This window comes from Spirosoma fluviale (assembly GCF_900230225.1).
GTDB lineage: Bacteria > Bacteroidota > Bacteroidia > Cytophagales > Spirosomataceae > Spirosoma > Spirosoma fluviale.
In genome coordinates, this window is the sequence record NZ_OCNH01000002.1 from 663,946 (window position 1) to 683,075 (window position 19,130).

At 50.7% G+C, this 19,130-nt stretch carries 13 protein-coding genes; 5 read left to right on the forward strand and 8 right to left on the reverse strand.

The window, feature by feature from the left end:
* Positions 1-103 precede the first annotated feature (103 nt).
* Complete coding sequence (locus CRO74_RS13465) at positions 104-2,500, reverse strand: ABC transporter permease (protein WP_097126568.1); 2,397 nt, start codon at positions 2,498-2,500, stop codon at positions 104-106.
* Positions 2,501-2,539: 39 nt separating this feature from the next.
* Between CRO74_RS13465 and CRO74_RS13470 the strand changes: the two genes are divergently transcribed.
* On the forward strand, positions 2,540-2,983 hold the full coding sequence (locus tag CRO74_RS13470; RefSeq protein WP_097126569.1) for a hypothetical protein: 444 nt from the start codon (positions 2,540-2,542) through the stop codon (positions 2,981-2,983).
* Between the two features lie 76 nt (positions 2,984-3,059).
* Here CRO74_RS13470 and CRO74_RS13475 read toward each other — a convergent pair whose 3' ends face one another.
* Positions 3,060-5,486 carry an ABC transporter permease gene (locus CRO74_RS13475; protein WP_097126570.1) on the reverse strand — a complete coding sequence of 809 codons (2,427 nt, stop codon included), beginning with the start codon at positions 5,484-5,486 and terminating at the stop codon, positions 3,060-3,062.
* A 711-nt stretch (positions 5,487-6,197) separates the two neighbouring features.
* Here CRO74_RS13475 and CRO74_RS13480 point away from each other — a divergent pair.
* The gene (locus CRO74_RS13480) at positions 6,198-7,724 is read left to right on the forward strand and encodes a right-handed parallel beta-helix repeat-containing protein (protein WP_245877840.1); all 1,527 of its coding nucleotides are present in this window, start codon (positions 6,198-6,200) and stop codon (positions 7,722-7,724) included.
* A gap of 121 nt (positions 7,725-7,845) precedes the next feature.
* Here the strand turns inward: CRO74_RS13480 and CRO74_RS13485 are convergent, their stop codons facing one another.
* The 5 genes from CRO74_RS13485 to CRO74_RS13505 all read right to left on the reverse strand — a co-directional run bounded on the left by CRO74_RS13485 (position 7,846) and on the right by CRO74_RS13505 (position 13,700).
* On the reverse strand, positions 7,846-9,837 hold the full coding sequence (locus tag CRO74_RS13485; protein ID WP_097126572.1) for a hybrid sensor histidine kinase/response regulator transcription factor: 1,992 nt from the start codon (positions 9,835-9,837) through the stop codon (positions 7,846-7,848).
* Positions 9,812-10,210 carry a response regulator gene (locus CRO74_RS13490; RefSeq protein WP_097126573.1) on the reverse strand — a complete coding sequence of 133 codons (399 nt, stop codon included), beginning with the start codon at positions 10,208-10,210 and terminating at the stop codon, positions 9,812-9,814. Before CRO74_RS13490 ends, CRO74_RS13485 begins: the two co-directional genes overlap by 26 nt.
* A 785-nt stretch (positions 10,211-10,995) precedes the next feature.
* The gene (locus CRO74_RS13495) at positions 10,996-11,499 is read right to left on the reverse strand and encodes a hypothetical protein (RefSeq protein ID WP_097126574.1); all 504 of its coding nucleotides are present in this window, start codon (positions 11,497-11,499) and stop codon (positions 10,996-10,998) included.
* A gap of 494 nt (positions 11,500-11,993) precedes the next feature.
* Entirely contained in the window at positions 11,994-13,184 is a 1,191-nt protein-coding gene (fdhA, locus tag CRO74_RS13500; RefSeq protein WP_097126575.1) for a formaldehyde dehydrogenase, glutathione-independent, read from the reverse strand.
* Positions 13,185-13,298: 114 nt separating this feature from the next.
* Positions 13,299-13,700, reverse strand: a complete 402-nt coding sequence (locus CRO74_RS13505) for a GlcG/HbpS family heme-binding protein (RefSeq protein WP_097126576.1) — start codon at positions 13,698-13,700, stop codon at positions 13,299-13,301.
* Positions 13,701-14,032: 332 nt separating this feature from the next.
* Between CRO74_RS13505 and CRO74_RS31570 the strand changes: the two genes are divergently transcribed.
* Together CRO74_RS31570 and CRO74_RS13510 are read left to right on the forward strand one after the other, a co-directional pair.
* The gene (locus CRO74_RS31570; RefSeq protein ID WP_179830194.1) at positions 14,033-14,185 is read left to right on the forward strand and encodes a hypothetical protein; all 153 of its coding nucleotides are present in this window, start codon (positions 14,033-14,035) and stop codon (positions 14,183-14,185) included.
* Positions 14,186-14,604: 419 nt separating this feature from the next.
* Complete coding sequence (locus CRO74_RS13510; RefSeq protein ID WP_097126577.1) at positions 14,605-15,012, forward strand: response regulator; 408 nt, start codon at positions 14,605-14,607, stop codon at positions 15,010-15,012.
* A gap of 108 nt (positions 15,013-15,120) precedes the next feature.
* Here CRO74_RS13510 and CRO74_RS13515 read toward each other — a convergent pair whose 3' ends face one another.
* Positions 15,121-15,468, reverse strand: coding sequence for a DUF3140 domain-containing protein (locus CRO74_RS13515; RefSeq protein ID WP_097126578.1), 348 nt, complete (start codon positions 15,466-15,468; stop codon positions 15,121-15,123).
* A 558-nt stretch (positions 15,469-16,026) separates the two neighbouring features.
* On the opposite strand from CRO74_RS13515, the gene CRO74_RS13520 reads away from it, so the two are divergent.
* Complete coding sequence (locus CRO74_RS13520; RefSeq protein WP_097126579.1) at positions 16,027-19,110, forward strand: PAS domain-containing protein; 3,084 nt, start codon at positions 16,027-16,029, stop codon at positions 19,108-19,110.
* Positions 19,111-19,130 lie beyond the last annotated feature (20 nt).

A 19,130-nucleotide genomic window follows, 5' to 3' on the forward strand; every position in this document is an offset into this window, starting at 1 on the left:
GTCAGCAACCTCTTGCGGCTCAGCACCCGGATGATTTTTGCTGACGTAAGGGATTGCTGACGCTAAAATTGCTGACGCACAGGAGACGCGAGGGGTCGCGTCTCTACTCGCTACGCAACGACTTCACCGGATTCGCCAGCGCGGCTTTCACGCTCTGGAAACTGACCGTCAACAGGGCAATACTCTCTGCCAGCAGCCCCGCCAGCGCAAACACCCACCAGGCAATGTCGGTTTTGTAGGCGAAATCCTGTAGCCATTGGGTCATCACCCACCACGCCAGCGGACTGGCAATGCCAATGGCCACCAGCACCAGTTTCAAAAACTCGGTGGAGAGTAAGCCTACAATGCTGGCGACACTCGCGCCCAGTACTTTCCGGATGCCGATTTCTTTGGTACGTTGCCCAACGCTGTGTAGTACCAGGCCATACAGACCCAGACAACAGATCAGGATGGCAACACCGGTGAAGGCGTTGATGAGCCGGGCAGTCAGGTCTTCTGTCTGGTAAAACCGCGCTACCTGTTCGTCCATAAACTGGTATTCAAATACTTCATCGGGGAACAACTGCTGCCAGGTTTGTCGGATGTGCTGGAGCGTTTGTGCTGGATGATGGCCCGCAATCCGGATACCCGCCCGGGCGTACCAATCGGCTTTGCTGGCAATCAGGCAGGGGCTTATCGCTTCCCGGAGCGATTTCTGATGGAAGTCTTTTACAACCCCTACAATGGGCAACTGCACCGGCGAGTGATAATACTGTAGTTTTTTGCCCAATATCTGCTGTGGATTGCTGAACCCAAGCTGATGGACGAGGGATTCATTAATGAGGTATTCGCGGATGGTATCGCTGGGGGCTATGTTCCGGCCGGCCATCAATGTCAACCCATAGGTGCGGACAAAGTCGGCATCGGCCAGCCGGTCACGAACGGGGAACACCGACCAGTCGTTGCTGCCGTTGAATTTAATGGAGCCGCCAAATAGCTGGTCGCTGGCGGGTGGGCGGTGACTAAGACTCACCGACAGCACATCGGCATACTGCGAAAGCTGCTTCTTGAAGGCTTCCTGCCGGGCTTGCTGTTTGGCGGGTACGGTAACTAGCACGACATTGTCTTTCGTAAAGCCAAGGTCGGCCTGCTGGATGTACCGAATCTGACTGGCTACCACCAGCGACCCAATGATCAGTGCCTGACAAACCGCAAACTGCGTCACGACTAGTGCCCGCTGAACCGTAAAGCCTCGCCCGGAAGCACCCGTAAGGGTACCTTTCAGAGCCGCCCAAGGCGAAACGCCGGACAATACCAACGCTGGATACCCACCCGCAATCAGGATGATGCCTGCCAGCAGCGAGCCAATGAATAAGATCGTTGGCCCATCGAGCCGGAAGGTTAATGCCAATTGGACCCAATCGGAGAACAAGGGAAGCAGAATCGTAACCAGTAACAGGGCCAGCGCGGATGATGTGAAAACGATCAGGCTTGTTTCCAGCATAAACTGGCTAATCAACTGCCCGCGCGAACTGCCCAGTGTTTTACGAACACCCACCTCTTTTCCCCGCCGGAGGGCCTGCGCCGTGGCCAGGTTGATAAAGTTGATACAGGCTGCCACAATCAGCAACACACCAATGATCCCCAGCGACCAGAGTAACGAAGCCCGAATCGTTTCGCCACCCCGCTTTATATCCGTGTGGATGTCGCATAGGGGTTGGGCGTGAAACTGAAAAACCTTCGCGTCGACGCCGTAATGCTTTTTGGCCAGTGCCGGAAACGACTGTTCGAGGCTTAGGGCCGCTTCCGGATTTTTGAGTGCCACATACACCCGGTTAGTACTGTTGAGGAACCACCAGTTGTCAACTTCATTCGCCGGGTCGAGTTGCTTTAGCGTGGCCATCGACACAAACAGACCAAGGTTAGTGTCGGTCATGGGCGGTGGGTCGGCCAGAATGCCCGTGATGGTTACGCCGGTTTTGTTATTGAGGGTTAGCGTTTGCCCGATTGGGTTGACATCGCCGAAATACTTTTTCGCCCATGATTGAAGCAAAACAGCGCTGTTGGGCTGACGCAGCGCTGTTTTTGGATTGCCCTGTAACCAGGTGTAATCGACTATATTAAACCATTCCGGCTCTACCAGCCCCGTGCCTTTATGCTCCAGAAATCGCCGGGGCGCAGTTTGCCCCGATTGCCTGATGCTAACGGTCAGTTCGCGGTTCATCATCAGAAAAGCCGCCTGTTCTACCTGAGAGTAGTCGTTGCGCAGGGCTTCGGCCAGGGGCAGGGGCGACTCCGGATTGTACTCAATGGAGCCATCGTCGAGGTGCATATCCGTGTTAATGCGGAAGATGCGGTCGAGTTTGGCGTGGTGCCGGTCGATGCTGAGGTGGTGGCGCAGAAACAGGAAAATGAGCAAGGCTCCCGCCATGCCAACGGACAGGCCAATGACGTTTAGCAGGGTGTAACTGCGTTGCGAACGGAGGTTCCGGAGGGCGATTTTGAGGTAGGAGCGAAGCATCACTTTTTTCGTTAGATTTGTTTACATCTTTCTGGCACTATGTATAACCCAGGCACCTTCGAATTTGCTCTTGTTCATGACGACATGAGCGTTTATGGCCCTAAAGCGCATCAACGGGTCATTTCTAAACTAAATTCAGGGCTTGGCCCTCTATTCTACCGCGAACAGACTATTCAACTGGAACCACTACCCGAAACCATGCTCGATGATGGGCAGGCAAGCCCTGTCCCCGATTTGATCCTGTATGATAACGAGGCTCGTTTAACACCCATTATTATTGAGATTTGTCATTCTGAAGGTCTTCGTAAAGACCTCAAGAAAGTGATTACGCTGCTTGAATCGGATGATTACGGCATTCGGGAAGGATTTGTGTACGATTATGTGGCCAGCCTCTGGTTTCGTTACACCAAAGGCGATGGCGGATTAACTCAGTCAACGTCCTTCTCCGAAATCCTGCAACTGGACCTGAATCAGTTTTTGTAGAGACGCAATACCTTGCGTCTCAGCACCCGGATGGTTTTGCTGACGCACAGGAGACGCGAAGTATCGCGTCTCTACATCATTCACTCCGTAACGACTTCACCGGATTCGCCAAGGCTGCTTTAATCGTTTGCGTACTGACCACCGCTCCCGTTAACAAAGCCAGCACGAACGCTACCAGCGCAAAAGGCCACCACGATAAATCGGTTCGATAGGCGAAGCGCGTGAGCCAGTCGCTGAGCAGGTAATACGCTGCGGGCCAGGCAATGACATTGGCGATGACGAGAATCAGCACAAATTCCTTCATAAACAGGTTGACAATGCCGAGCGTCGAGGAACCCAGTACCTTTCGGATGCCGATCTCTTTTGTCCGGTGGGTCACGTTCAGCGACACCAGTCCCAACACCCCTAAAAAGACGATAATCAGCGCCAGTGAGGTGGCCAGCCGGGATGCCTTCTGCAATTGAATCTCGGTCTTGTAGAGTTTCTGGAGCGTATCGTCCATGAATGAGTAGTCGAAGGGTGCATCGGGAAACAGCCGCGCCCATTCGTTGCCAATGGCGGCTACCGTTTCGGGCAAACTGGCCCCTGCCTGCCTGCCGGGCGCGATTTTAATGGATAAATAGCGATAGATAGGATCTTTCCGAACGGGAATGAACACCAGCGGCCGGATGGTTTCGCGGAGTGAGCCGAAGTGAAAATCGGTCAGGACACCACGAATGCGGAAGGTGCCGCCACGAAACACAACCTGCTGTCCCAGCGCCTTCTCCGGACGGGTCCAGCCCAGCGCTTTCGTCGCCGATTCGTTCATGACCACCGAAAGGGAGTCATACCCCCCGCCGTCAGCATTGAAAAACCGGCCCGCTTTCAGTGTCAAGCCATAGGTTTGCGCGTACCATTCGTCGGTTGTGATCGAATTGGCCGTAATGGCCTGTGTGCTATCCTGCCCCTGCGCAACCATACTGACACTCCCGCTACTGGCACCATCGGGAATCTCGAACGAGAGGCTTACACCGGCCACCCCCGGAACGCGGGCCAGTTGATTTCGGATACCTGCCATGCGCTGCACACCGGCCGTCGACCAATCACGCGGGACGGACTTGATCGCCAGAATCTGGTCTTTCTGATAGCCTAAATTCTTGCTGAAAAAGAAGGAAACCTGACGGTTAATAACGATAGCTCCCACAAAAACCAGAATGGCCACCGTAAACTGAAAGACAATCAGCGCCCGCCGAAAGCCAACGCCTTTCTGCACGGATGCTACCAGTTTCCCTTTAAGTGAATCGACCGACGGCAACCCCGACAGGACAAAGGCGGGGTAACTGCCCGCCAGTAGGCCAATCACAAATACAAGTACTGCCAAACCCAGAAATGCATAGGGCGACCAACTCAGCAGCGACGGTATTGGTTTTTCCAGCACTGTAGCGAACGTTGACCGGAAGAGTTCGTAACACCCCAATGCCAGCAAGGCAGCGCCAGCCGTTAACAGCACCGCTTCGACCAGAAACTGGGCAATGACCTGTTGCTTGAGACCCCCCAGCACTTTCCGGACACCAATTTCCCGCAACCGCGTTGCCGACATGCCGATGGTGATATTAACAAAATTCACCACCGCCATCAGCAGGATAAACAACGCGACAACCGTCAGGGTGAGGAGCATCTTCCCGACCAGCTCATTGTCCGCTTTCAGGTGAAAACTACGGAGCGGGCTTAGGAAAGGCTGTAAATTGCCCCGAATATCGGGGGGCGCGTGTGTCTTTAGCAACTGGGCGAAGGGTTGCGTCAGTTGTTCGGCTGAGGTGCCCGGCTGTAGCTCCAGATACGTAACAATGCTCCGGTTTTCCCAGGCGTTCAGGCCCTTTGCGTCGGAGAAATACCCAAAGTTGCGCAAGGAGATGAACAACTGCTCCGGCTGGTCGAACAGGTGCGTGACACTGTTGTCGGGTTGATTACTCAGCACCCCCGTAATGGTAAACACCTGTTTGCCAGCCCCCGGCGTCTGGATGGTCAGTTGCCGCCGGAGGACATTGGTTTGCTGGAAATATTTTTGGGCCAATGCCGCCGTAACTACCACCGTATTGGGTTCGCTGAGGGCCGTTTTCGGATCGCCATAGGCCAGCGGAAAACCAAACATAGACAGCAGCGTAGAGTCGCCCACCTGCATCGGCTCTCGAAAGTGTTTCTCACCGCTGGACACGATGGCATTTACGCCGTAGGTGCGGTAGTAATTAGCCACCAGATTAGGATAGGATTGCCTGAGTGCCGGTCCCATAGGTGCCAGCGAGCCGATCTCACTGCCCATGTCCGTTACCCTCCAGCGGCTTTGCAACAGGTACTGCCGGTCTACATGCCGAAGGGTTGTGTTCACGGCCAGTTCGCCCTGAATGTAACTGCCGATCAGCAGCAGAAACGTAATGCCTACCGTTAGTCCGAATAAGGTTACCAGCGCGTAGAATCGCCTTCGGGCGAGGTTGCGCAGGGCGATCTTGAGGTAATTTTGTAGCATATATGTAGAGCCACAAGGGATTGCGGCTTTGTTCGCATTACAGACAAGTTGTGGCTGAAACGAGCCGTTTACAGTTCTGAGATGCCGTAGACAATGGAGAAGAATTTGCTGCCGTGAAGGTATTCAGGAATGCGGTTTGTTCTCGCTTTGGGCTGGTTAGCAGGTCGTTAAAAAATGTTAAGCTTTTTACTGGTTACCTCACCTGCTCCCGGAATATCCAGATAGTTCGACTGCGTAGTAATTCGATCGCCCAAAATGACTCACGGGTTCTTGGTCAAAGTAGGATAAAAACAAGATGAGTGGTTTGTCCGCCAGTCTGAATTATAGGAAAGCATCTGTTTATTTGGCTACCTGACAGATGAGACGCCCAGAGGGGAAAAACTATTAAAATAGCGATTAAGTATACTATTGAATACCAGACTGTTTAGTTGTAAATAAATAGTTACACATATAAAGCTTTGCGGTTTGTATTATTGATGCTATTAATATATTTATGCATTTCACCGTAAATGTACTTAATATATGTCGATGATCTATTTATGTTTATTTAGAATTAAAAATAGTCTGATTCTGTTAACTAAGCAAGCGCTAAGGTTAAACTATGTATGTAAGTTTGCGCTATCCCTTCTGTTAGCTTTTACTCTGATGCTAACTAGTCAGTCTCTGGTAGCTCAAACATGTAATTGTAACATCACTATCTCGAAAGCAGCCATGTACGATGGCAAGGCGCTGGGCTACAAACCAGGCCAGACAATTTGCATTGCAGCCGGTAACTATTCGTACCTCTACTTCAAAAATATTGTTGGTTCTGCTACCCAGCCCATTAAGATCATTAACTGCGGTGGGCTGGTTACGATTGGCACCTCGACCGGTACAAATGGTATCCAGTTTTATGACAGCAAATTTGTCAAACTGACCGGCTCGGGCGATAGCCGCTATAAATATGGCATTAACCTGAATAAGACTCCCAGTGGAGCATCGGGCATCAATGTAACGGGCTTCAGCTCCGATTTCGAGATTGAGCGGGTTGAGGTCTCGGGCACGGGCTTCGCCGGAATCATGATCAAGATGGACCCTACCTGCAACCCGGCCACCTGGCGGGGTAATTTCAGCATGTACAACATCAAAGTCCACGACAACTACGTGCATGATACTTACGGGGAGGGCATGTACATTGGGAACTCCTTCTGGAACAGCGGCATCACCAAAACCTGCGATGGCGTAAGCAAAGTGGTGTATCCGCACAACATTTATGGTCTGGCCATTTACAACAACCTGGTCGAACGCACCGGTGCCGAAGGTATTCAGTATGCCTGTGCACCGGACTATCAGGTGTATAACAATGTGATCAACTATGCCGGTATCTCGCCATTTCAGCAGTATCAGAACAATGGCATTCAGGCCTCGGGGGGCTCTTCGGGTCAACTGTACAACAACATTGTGCGTAATGTGGGTGGAAATGGAATCATCTTCGTTGGCCACTCCGGTAAAAATACAATTTACAATAACCTGGTTACGGATGTAGGAGGGTACGGTTTATTCTGCGACAACCGGGCCGGAACACCCAGCGGTAATCCCCTGATCGTGACCAATAATACCTTTATCAAGTCGGCTCAGGATGGTTTATGTTTCTATAACAAGCTGGATAAAACCACCGTCACTAACAATGCGGTAATTCAGGCAGGAACGGGTAAGATAATTAAGCTCATAACCGGTTACCAGATAACGCAGTCTACCAATTATTACGGGTCTTCGCTAAGTACAGCGCTGACAACAAATGTTTTTGATATAAACTACCGGCCACAGAAAGGCTCTCCGCTGGTCGATAAAGGAGTTCTGAATACATCCTGCACCTTGACCACTGATCTTGCCGGTAACGGGCGCCCCAAAGGAATGGCTATCGACATTGGGGCGTATGAGTTTCAACCGGTGGCTGGCGCACGGGAAGGCGCTGAACTACGGGGGCTAACCGAAGGGCTGGAAACAACGGTGCGGGAAATTTCCTCATCGCCCTCGCCTTGTGTCGACGAAATAGTTCTTCGCCTGACAAACCCGGATCTGACCATGTCGGAAGTAAGTATCTATTCGATCGACGGCCAGCGAGTCAACCACATAATACCAGCTACACCCGCCAACGAAGTTCGTGTAGAAACGGCGATGTTACCGACTGGCCTTTACGTGTATCAGGTCATCACCCCCGATCTTAAGCTGCTGAAAGGTCGGTTTATTAAAAAGTAAGTAGTAAGGCAAATTAAGATTGAACACATCGAACCGCAGCCGTAGACGGTCCTATGTGTTCAATCTTGTTTGTTCCGTTACCTAAGAAACTCGTTGAAGATGCTGGTTGAACCAAAGCCCTCTACGCTTTTGCCAGGATAGCAAAGTCTTTGGGTGTAATTTGGTAAAGCTCCTTGAAACACTGACCAAAATACGAAGGCGTATCGAAGCCGACCATGTAAGCCGTTTCGGATACACCGTGTCCAGCTCGCAGCAGATCGACGGCTTTGCGTAACCGGTACCGGCGAACCAGATCGTTGGTCGACAGTTGCGTGAGCGCCTGCACTTTGCGGAGCAACGTTTTACTACTCAGCGCCATGCATTCGGCCAGTCGCTCAACGCTGAACGACGAGTCGTCGAGGTGCTCATCCAACACGGTAAACAGCGTTCTTAACCACCCATCCTGAACGGTTTCTATGGGTTGGGGAAGTTCCGGCCGGGCTAGTTGTTGCTGGTAAAGTGTCCGCAACCGTTGCTGACGAGCCAGCAGGTTTCGGAGTCGCAGCACTAGTTCCTCAATGACAAAAGGCTTGGTCAGGTAATCGTCGGCACCGTGTTGCAGGCCGGTAAGCCGACTATCGTCGGCCGCTTTGGCGGTGAGTAAAATAACCGCAATATGATCGGTAGCCGGTGTGGTTTTAATGCGGTGCGTTAAGGCATATCCGTCCATTCCCGGCATCATGATGTCGGAAATGACAACGTCGGGTAATTCGGTTTGAATGATTGTCCAGCCCTGTTCGCCCGAAGCCGCCGTAAGTACCCGGTACTGATGAGCCAGTTCTTCGGCTAAAAACGTGCGTAATTCATCATTATCTTCAACAACCACAACGAGTGGAGCATCGTTTGGAGGAACTACGGCCGCCAGTTCCGTATTTAATTCGGTTACCCGCAACGGAAACCAGTCCTGTAAAGGAAAACTGTCGTCGACTACGCCCTCATCGGTCACTAGAGGACTAATCGGTAACTCCACAACGAAGGTGCTGCCAGATGGTGTTGTGGCAGTGCCCGTATGGCTGCTGACTGATACGGTACCGCCCATGAGTTCGGTAAGTTCCTTAACCATCGACAAGCCAATGCCCGTGCCGGGTTCCAGCGGCCGTGCCAGCGAATCGACCTGATAAAAACGATCAAAAATATGAGGTAAATGAGCGGGTGCAATTCCGATGCCTGTATCTGAAACCAACAACCGAACGGGTGAGCCGTTTGTCAATTGAATTGTAACCTGCCCGGAGCCAGCTTTCTGAGTTGCCAATCCGGTTGTGAACTTAATGGCGTTCGCCAGCAGATTATACCCGATCTGGCCAATTTTTTCCGAATCGAACAGCCACATTCCCGACACATCGGTATGGTAGGTGAGGGTAATCCCGCGTTGCTCAGCCACGGGGATAAAAGCCTGTACCAATTGCTCAATAAACTCACCCAGGTAACCCGGCTGTTCGTTTACCTGAAGGTGGCCTACCTCCAGTTTGGCCAGGTCGAGAAGCTGGTTGACGAGCCGGAGTAACTGGCGGGCGTTTCGGTCAATGGCCACCAGGTCCCGGTGCGTACCCTGGTTTTCGCTCCCCTGGCGCAGTAGCCGCTCAACAGGGGCCAGAATAAGGGTTAACGGCGTTCGGAACTCGTGCGTTATGTTATCGAAGAAGTGGGTTTTTAAGTCGGCAATTAGTTTCGTTCTGGCCGATTCACGCAATTGGCGAACGTGACGCGCGGTTTTCTCAACGGTTAATTCCAGATCTTTGAAGTCGATTGGTTTACAGACGAAGTCAAACGCCCCCCGATTCATAGCCGTCCGTATGTTATCCATATCGCCATAGGCGGATACCATCACCGCCCGCCCATTAGGTAACAGATCGGGTAGATAGCCGAGCAGGGTCAGCCCGTCCATGTCCCGCATGTTGATGTCGACTAACAATACGTCGTAGTCCGGTTCGGCCTCAATCAGGGAGAGGGCTTCATAGCCTCCTCTGGCGAACCGGAACTGGTAGGTACCTTCTCTGATGGTAAGCCAAAACCGCTGCAGGAGCAGCGGTTCAATGTCGGGTTCATCATCAATGACCAGGATCTTGGTGCTCATGCGCCGTCAGGTCTTTGAGTTTGGTTTTGAGTAGCTTGAAATCCAGCGGTTTGGTTAGAAAGTCATCGGCACCGGCACGCATGGCCTGCTGGTAGTTTTCATCATCACCATAGGCCGTTACCATCATGATGGCTGGTGGCTGTTTTGGGTACTTTTGCCGGATTCGGCGCAGTAACTCCAGCCCATCCATGCCCGGCATGTTAATGTCTGACAGAATCAGCCCAACTTCCGAGTTTGCCAATCCTCCCAGCGCTTCTTCGCCCGAATGGGCAAAACTAAGATCTACCTGCTGGCTTAAAATTTCACGGGCAAACCGTTGTTCGTATAAGGGCTTGATGTCCAGTTCGTCATCGACAATTAAAATTTTTAGCATATGTTGATGTTTAGTATAGGGTAAGAGGGTTTTCCGTCTGGTGAACAATGCCAACCACCAGGTTGTCTGGTGTGCAACTAAATGTAGGCATTGTCCAGCCCTTAATCAGCAATATCCTTAAATGGAATAATTTAATTGGCCGGATACTACCTGCTTGTGTATCGACAGGCGGGTATCCGTATTTTATATGTTGAGTTAGTGAACAGTCGTTGCCTTGTTAAAAAGCATCATTTATAGTCTGGCCGACTGTAGAGCGGGTAAAGGTGCTGACGAAGTTGAACGCTGGTTTTGGATAAGGTGCTTTTGGTGAAACGTTATCTCGTTTTATGCGGATGGTCGAATTTTGACTCCGATAAACTAAATAAGCAAAACAAAATAAATGGTTAAGTAAACGTTGCCAAAAGGGATATTTTATTAATAAAAACGCTTAATAATTGCGTAATATGACTGTTTTTGTTTAAAATTCAAAGTATATTAATTTTCAGGCATGGGTACTGTCGTGTCTTGTTTTGAATCGAAATCATCTCGCTGTTTGCCAACGGCCGTGTGAGAATAGCTAGCCTCTCTGGAAGCTTGCGTACTAGACTTTAAAAGATGTTGATCTATCGGGAGGGGGATTGTTTTTGAACCAGACCAGGATATGCTGGTCAGATCAGGTTAGCACAGATGCGGGGAGACCTGAAAAGCAAAAGGCGACCGTTTCGGGTCGCCACAACTTTCCTCTTGCTAGTTTTTTCTGCCTGAATTCGCGGGGGCGTGAATGAGTTCGTAGGCTCCTGGCCCTATTACATTGACGATGTTTTGGCGAAAGGAATGATGAGGTGTTTGTAGACCATATGCTCGGTTGACGATCTGTCGGTAAACTGATCGATGTACTGCAGGAGCGTATCGGAGTTGGAGTGGCTGTCGGCGGCACAGTCGTACAGAAACCATTGAGATGCTTTGCCATCCGGTTCGTGCGCCGAAGTGTTCGGTATAACGCTTGGTCTGTTATTGGTCAGGTTCCTGCCTTTGAGAATTTCGTTATGACAGGATGTGCAGTTGGGGCCCATCGACCTGTAACTGATGGGCCATTCGGCCGGCCCCACTGGCAGCTTGTGCCCTTCTTTGAAAACAGGTTCCGGCGAGCGGTAGCCTTCTTCGCCATTGCCGGGTAGTTTTTCTGTTAAAAGGGTGGGTAGTACGTCGAAAATATGAATCAGCCCGTCGGGAGCGGGGATAGCGAAACCCAGATTCAGGACAATACCCAGCCAAACCGTACGGCAATACCCAACAAGTAGCGTGTTCATGACAAGTTTACGGGAAAGAAGAGAGTTAGGATCTCTTGATCGATTTGCTCCAGCCCACTACAGTGTAGTGGGCTTTCATCGCATCAGGAGAGTTGGATAAAGTTTTCACGGTTGGAGTTAGGAATAAGTCGTACCTGAGCCGGGTGCTCGACCCAGGTACGGCGATTAAAAAGAAGAAATCGGGTGTGGTTAAAGGTTAATTTTTAATGGTATGCGTTTAAGCTGGTGTGGTAAGAAGCAGCAACGTATTGGTTCTGGCTGTGTGTCATTGACAGTAGCAAAGTTGGGGCATCTGTCCAGCAGGCGCGCTCACATTTCGGACAAACACACTCACATTTCGGACATCCGTTTAGGAGACTTACTTCTTTAAGCATTCTCCCGAAAAATTAAAGTACACCCCATAAAAAATCCGCCGATCGATGAAGTCATCAATCAGCGGACATCCGTTTGGTTTGAGTCCGGGTCAACCTCATGGCGAACCGGTTATCCCTTATCTAGTTTGGGATCATTCCGTGGGGATCGATGACGAATTTCTTGGCGGCTCCTTTGTCGAAATCCTGATAGCCTTTTGGGGCTTTGTCCAGGCTGATCACTTCCACATTGACGGCTTTGGCAATCTGTATTTTGTCGTACAGAATGGCGTTCATCAACTGCCGGTGGTATTTCATGACCGGACACTGACCCGTGTAGAACGAGTGCGACTTTGCCCAGCCCAGGCCGATGCGTATGTTCAGGTTTCCTTCTTTAGCGGCTTCTGTCGATGCACCGGGATCGCCCGTTACGTACAGGCCGGGAATACCAATGGCCCCGCCCGCGCGGGTAATGGTCATGGCGGCATTCAATACGGTGGCCGGTTGCTCGGTAGCGGCATCGGCACCGTGGCCGCGTGCCTCAAAGCCCACGCAGTCGACGGCCGAATCTACTTCGGGTACGCCAATGATTTCGGCGATCTGATCGGCCAGAGAGGCTTCGTTGCGGAGGTCGATCGTTTCGCAGCCGAAGCTTCTGGCCTGCTCCAGCCGCTCGGGAATCATGTCGCCAACAATAACGACGGCGGCTCCGAGCAAATGGCAGGAGGCCGCACAGGCCAGCCCAACGGGTCCGGCTCCGGCAACGTACACAATTGACCCCGGCCCTACCCCGGCCATAACAGCTCCGTGGTAGCCCGTCGGGAAAATGTCGGACAGGAGCGTCAGGTCGCGTATTTTGGCCATCGCCTGGTCTTTATCCGGAAACTTCAGCAGGTTAAAATCGGCGTAGGGTATCATCACGTATTCGGCCTGTCCGCCAACCCAGCCGCCCATATCGACATAGCCATAGGCCGCACCGGGCCGGGCGGGATTAACATTCAGGCAAATACCCGTTTGGCCTACTTTGCAGTTGCGACAACGTCCACAGGCGATATTGAATGGCACCGATACCAGATCACCTTCCTTAATAAACTCCACATCGCGACCGGCCTCAATGACCAGCCCCGTTATCTCGTGTCCCAGCACCAGTCCGGCGGGTGCCGTTGTCCGACCCCGAACCATGTGTTGATCGCTGCCGCAGATGTTGGTTGAAACGATTTGCAGAATTACCCCATGGTGGCATTTCCGGTCGCCCAGGGCCAGCTTTGGGTACTCAATAGATTGTACTTCAACCACACCGGGTTTAATGTACGCAACACCGTGATTTTGACACATAGGGTTAGGGGTTAGGAGTTAGTAGTTAGTAGTTAGTAGTTAAGAGGTGGCTGACGCGAGTACATTGTTCTCGTGTCAGCCACGTATTGACTTAATTGACTTACTTCACTTTTTTTAACCAAATGCATCGACGCCTGCCTGGGCAACGATGTGGTCATTTTCGACGGTGCTACCGGAGACGCCGATGGCACCAATGATCTCACCTTCAGTATTTTTGATCGGTATGCCGCCGGGAAAGGTGATAAGCCCGCCATTGGAGTGCTCTATGTTATAGAGTGATCCGCCCGGCTGCGATAGTTTACCAATTTCGCCCGTTGGCATATCGAAGTAGCGGGCGGTTCTGGCTTTCTTCTGCGAAATGTCAATCGACCCCAGCCAGGCACCGTCCATGTGGGCAAAGGCAGTGAGGTTTGCTCCTGCATCGACGATGGCAATGTTCATTAGGGTTCCTAATTCGGTTGCTTTGGCTTTGGCTGCCTGTACTGCTGTTTCGGCTTGTGCTAACGTAATGTTCATAATCTGGTTTTAAATAACGACGAGTAAATTGGGCAGTTTGCCCTGATTTAAGCAAAACTAGAGAATAAGTAGGAGATGTGCCAGCACAATAATACCAATAAATAATACAATTATTTTAAGGGAGCCAGATTCTTTAGCAATTGGTTAACCGTATGGTAAGAATTGTGAAAGGGCGGCTTTGGTCCGTACCTCTACACTAACCAACTAATGTCTACCCCGCTCCACCTCGTAGTTGGTATGCCCAGTTCCGGGCTTTTATATTTTACGATCACCTTCGAACCGGTTATTAAGAGCCTTATAGATTATCTCTAATCGTATAAACGGCCCGGCGAGTGTCATGTGGCACTTTCGCTTTATGGCTGATGAGTGCGCTGAGTCTACGGGCTCAAACGGTGTATGTTACCCCCGATGGAGCGGGCCTAGGGCTGTTGCAGGTTAGCTCACCTACCCGCCACCAGACCGTTGAGGTACTCAAATCGAATTAAACTTGCAGGCAATTGTGCGAGCGAGCCTCCTCTTCTTAACTGAAGAAGAGGAGGCTCGCTCGCACAATTGCCTCAATTATTTTCAGGACCTGATTCAATTATAACGTAAATTCGGGGTTGTAAATGGCCCTGACGGGCCAACTAAACTTAAGTAAATAATGAATTCATTTAGTAGACCGACGACAAAACAAGACCTTTTTCCTTCACTTCTCAAGTGTATTTACTGTTGATGTTCAGCACCTTAAACGACCATTGAAACCGATACAACTAATTGCAAGGACCTAATAGCTACTAAAAAGAAACTTGTTCGTACTGGATTCTCTGTTTAAACAATTATGTCTATTCATATGTTAGTTAATTGTATACTTGAGGGTAGCCAAGCCGAGTAGTTAAAAGAGCCGGTGCCTGTTTGCAAAACAATGATGAAGATTAAGACTCCGCTTATCTACATGGTGGATGATGACGAACACCAACTCGACTTGGTTAAACACATTTTTGGCCGCTATCATGCGGATTGCCGCTTTCGTAGTTTTCGCGATGGGGCAGATTTAATCATCCACCTAACTCACCGGCTGGATAAGCAGTTACCCGATTTGATTATTCTGGACTGGAGTATGCCGATTCTGTCAGGAAAGCATATTCTGGAATTATTGAATATGGATCAGGAGTGGCGCCACATCCCGGTTGTGGTGCTGAGTGCCTCCGAACTGGACGAACACCGGACGCTGAGTTACAAACTGGGCAGTAAAGCCTTCATTGCAAAAGCCGAAACATTACAGGAATTGACTGATACTATCGCTCTGATTCGTGAGCTGTGGCTCGACTAACCTAAAAACCTCCGATCAAGGAGGTTTTTTTTAGCCTATTCAGCTTTGCTAAGTCGGTAACGCACACGAGTGCCGGAACGCCTTACTCACGAACCCATCAGTTAAAAACTACTTCTTAGTTGGGTCATGGCCCCAGTTCTTGAGCGAATACATCCAGTTAGAGTCCTCTACCTGAGCAGGGCGCTGGGCCAGATGACGCTTAATGTAGCTAACCACCCGCTTCATCTGGCTAATGTCTGCCTCCGACATAGCCTTGCCTTTCTTGCCCAAAATCTCGACGATCTCTTCACCCGATTGGTGGCCCGTTGATTCCCTGGCACCATCTTTTTTTTGACCTACCGATTTTGACTCTTCCGTAGTTAACCACTTCTTTAATTCAGAAGCTGACATATTGACGAGTTTATCGAACTCCTCTTGTGTTGTTTGCTCTTCCGGGTGATCTGTCTTGGTTGCCATACTGGTATATGTTAGTTTTTGTCTGCTTCACTAGCTGTGCATTTGCCCTGTTTTCATCAACGTTTCATTCAACATCATAGCCTTCACGATAAGAAGGGGACAACTCGTTGATTTCTTCAATAAAGCAGTGTTTGGAATAAGTGTTTCAAAAAAATAGATTTACAAACCAGAAGTTTCAATCATTTTCTGAATGGCGTGATTCTCGAAACGACGAATCTTCGGCTTGGAAAACAACGTTTGTCTGTGGTATGTTTATAACAACCGGCAACGGGACGGTATAATCAATAATCCGCTTTATGTTACCGGTTTGGATTCAATAAGCCGTATTATTTTCTCGTATTTCCAAAAAAAAGAAATAGGTAACACCAACTCTCTGCCGATAGTAGAAGTTGGGATTGGGAATAGGCAGGTTCTGTTTTAACTGAAGGCTGATTAGGCGTTAATAAGGCTAGCTTGTCGATTCAAAAAGTGGGTTATAATTAGTTACATTTGTTTACAATAAGGCCACAATAATGTATTTGTGCCTAACTCCGTAACTGACGATTTTACCCCAGTGTTATGATACCAGTATCTGCTTCCTCTAACGCACTGCATAAACCGGACCTAAGCTCCTCCTTCAACAGTACAGTACTATACCATGCCCGGCGTGGTGCCGATGGAAAGATTACGGATTTCAGCCTGGTTATGCTCAACTCCTCCGCCCAGGAGATGTGGGGATATTCACAGCATGAACTGGCGGGGCGTTCGATCAGTCAACTTTTTGCGGAAACAGACTGGCAGTTCTTACTACACCAATTCAGCCTTGTGGTGGAGTATGGGCGCTCTGTCCGGTTCGAGATGGAGCATAGCTGGCAACGGGACCCGTCAGTACATCGGTACGATATGCTGGTAACGAAGCTGGAAGACGGTGTACTGGTGTGCTACAGCGCAATTGTCCTCCCTGCCCAAACGGAACCGGTACAGCAACAGACAGATTTGCTCCGGAAACTCTTCGACGACTCCTCCTGCCTGATGCAAATGCTGGAAGCGGTGCGTGATGAGGCTGGTGAAATTGTGGACTTCGTTTGCCGAATGGTTAATCAGCCCTGTCTGGATCAGATGAGACTTGCTGAAAGCCAAGTGGTTGGCCAGCGGATGTTGCCCCTCTTTCCCGGCCTGTTGCCGTCAGGCGCGTTTGCCAATTGGGTAGCCGTAATGGAAACGGGCGAGACCCGGCAGCAGGAACTTTATTGCAACGCTAATGGCTACGAAGTCTGGGTCGATGCCAGGTACATCCGGCATAACGATGGTGTGATTGCTACGGGGTTTGATCTGACAGCTACCCGTCTTGCCGAACGGAAGCATCAACAGCAGGCCGAACTTTATAAAACTATTCTGGATACAGCGTTGACATCCATCACCGTACTGGAAGCTGTGCGGAATACTGATGGCAAAATTATTGACCTGCGCTACACCCTGATCAATCAGGAGCGGTTGCGGTTGGCCGGTAAGTCCGAATCCTTTTTTATGGGCAAACGCCTGACGGAGGTCTACCCCGGAATGGTGGAGTCGGGCGTGTTTGACCGGTGGGTCGAAGTGATCGAAACCCGGCAACCCCAAAAATTCGAAGTAAACTACCACTACGATGGGTTCGACGACTGGAGCCTCTGTCTGGGGTCGCCTTTTGGGGATGGGATAGTTGTTTCGTATACGGATATCACCAAACAAAAGGAGGATGAGTTGCAGGCCCGCCAGCAGGCTGACTTGCTGAACAGCATTCAGAATACGTCGCAGATAGGCATTTCGGCCTGCAAATCCATTCGCGATGCGGCTGGTACAATTATTGACTTTCAGCCTGTATTCCGGAATGCGACGGCCTCCCATTTGCATCGTCATCCACCGAACGAGCCAATTAAAGCTACCCTGCTTGAAGATATGCCCAGCCTGAAACCGTCAGGCGTGTTTGATCGCTATGTACGGGTGGTCGAAAGTGGCCAGCCCGATCAATTTGAACAGCACTTTAGTAGTGGTGGTCTTGATGGCTGGTTTGAGTTTTCGGTGCAGCCCTGGGAGGATGGATTCGTTCTGAATATACTCGATACAACCAGTTTGCGGCAAGCCGAACGGGAAAAAGTAAAACAGAGTACCATACTTCAGCAGGTTGTTGACAATTCCCAGGCGGGCCTGGTGCTGGCGCGGCCCCTGCGCAACGAATTGGGTACGATCATCGACTTTCGCTATGTATTGACAAACGAGTACAACGCCCGCATAACGGGCTGGACGGTAGCGGCAATGGCAGATGCCCTGGTGAGCGACCTGTTTCCCGGCTGGCAGAGTTCGGACCTGTTCCGTCGGTACGCCGAGGTAGTTGAGAGTGGTCAGCCGCAACGGCTAACCTTTCCGTACGAAGCTTATGGGATGGAAGGCTGGTTCGATGGGTCGTTTAGCTGCGTAGATGGCTGTTTGCTTTATACGTATACGGACGTAACCCCCCTGAAAGAAGCCGAGCTGGCTCAGCAACAATATGCCAGCTTACTGGAACAGGTCATGAACATGACGCCTGCTGCCATTGTACTGAACGAAAGTATCCGAAATGAAGCCGGAGAAATTGTTGATCTGCGCATGACGAAGTTGAACCAGATGGCGGTCGACCTGCTTAGGAATCCGATTGAAAAAGTCCAGTTTCGGCGTGTCTCCAACTACATTCCCGGTTCGCTGGACACGCCCCTGTTCGCGCAGTGTAAAGGGGTTATTGAAACAGGTAACCCTGCCCGCCTGGAAGTTCCCTGGGGCGACCGTTGGTATGATTTCTCCCTGGCCCGTTTTGGCGATGGCGTTGTGCTCACCGTACATGACATTACCCCCATGCGCGAATACCGGCAGAAACTGGAACTGGCCAATCTCGAACTGAAGCGGTCCAATGAAAATCTTCAATCATTTGCCTTCGTTTCCTCGCACGATTTGCAGGAGCCACTTCGGAAAATAATTTCCTTTGCCGATATACTGACTACCCAGTATGCCGGGCAGTTCGATGCACCGGCTACCGATATTGTGAAGCGAATCAACACGTCGGCCAACCGGATGCGGCTGCTTATTCAGGATTTGCTGGCCTACTCGCAGGTAGACACGCGTCAGGATTCGTTCGAGCCGGTCAATCTTACCCGGTTGATTGGGGAGTTACAGGAACATGAACTCTGGATGACGATTCAGCAAAGTAACGCCGAAATCCACCTCGGTGAGTTGCCAACCCTCATGGCCGACCGCCTGCAAATGCGGCAACTGTTCCAGAATTTACTGTCTAATGCCATTAAATTTTGCCCGAAAGGTGATACACCCAGTATCACCGTGAGCAGTCGACTGGTCAAACGCTCCGACCTATCAGTGCAGTTGATGTCGTCCAAACTGGAAAAGGATCAGGCAACGGAAACGTTGTTTGCTGAAATTTCGGTAGCCGACAATGGCATTGGCTTCGATGAAAAGTACCTGGACCGCATCTTTCAGGTCTTCCAGCGGCTACACGGCCGAAGTCAGTACAGCGGGTCGGGTATTGGGCTGGCTATTTGTTACAAGATCGCTGAGCGACACAACGGAGCCATTACTGCCAGCAGCCAACCCGGACAGGGCAGTACATTCCGGGTATATCTGCCCGTCAGGAAGGGTTGATGAGGCCGGAAGTGGATAAA

Bases quoted from the DNA above. Each gene is read 5' to 3' on its own strand.
- CRO74_RS13465 (WP_097126568.1), bottom strand. From the start codon at position 2,500: ATGCTTCGCTCCTACCTCAAAATCGCCCTCCGGAACCTCCGTTCGCAA.
- CRO74_RS13470 (WP_097126569.1), top strand. From the start codon at position 2,540: ATGTATAACCCAGGCACCTTCGAATTTGCTCTTGTTCATGACGACATG.
- CRO74_RS13475 (WP_097126570.1), bottom strand. From the start codon at position 5,486: ATGCTACAAAATTACCTCAAGATCGCCCTGCGCAACCTCGCCCGAAGG.
- CRO74_RS13480 (WP_245877840.1), top strand. From the start codon at position 6,198: ATGTACGATGGCAAGGCGCTGGGCTACAAACCAGGCCAGACAATTTGC.
- CRO74_RS13485 (WP_097126572.1), bottom strand. From the start codon at position 9,837: ATGAGCACCAAGATCCTGGTCATTGATGATGAACCCGACATTGAACCG.
- CRO74_RS13490 (WP_097126573.1), bottom strand. From the start codon at position 10,210: ATGCTAAAAATTTTAATTGTCGATGACGAACTGGACATCAAGCCCTTA.
- CRO74_RS13495 (WP_097126574.1), bottom strand. From the start codon at position 11,499: ATGAACACGCTACTTGTTGGGTATTGCCGTACGGTTTGGCTGGGTATT.
- fdhA (WP_097126575.1), bottom strand. From the start codon at position 13,184: ATGTGTCAAAATCACGGTGTTGCGTACATTAAACCCGGTGTGGTTGAA.
- CRO74_RS13505 (WP_097126576.1), bottom strand. From the start codon at position 13,700: ATGAACATTACGTTAGCACAAGCCGAAACAGCAGTACAGGCAGCCAAA.
- CRO74_RS13510 (WP_097126577.1), top strand. From the start codon at position 14,605: ATGATGAAGATTAAGACTCCGCTTATCTACATGGTGGATGATGACGAA.
- CRO74_RS13515 (WP_097126578.1), bottom strand. From the start codon at position 15,468: ATGGCAACCAAGACAGATCACCCGGAAGAGCAAACAACACAAGAGGAG.
- CRO74_RS13520 (WP_097126579.1), top strand. From the start codon at position 16,027: ATGATACCAGTATCTGCTTCCTCTAACGCACTGCATAAACCGGACCTA.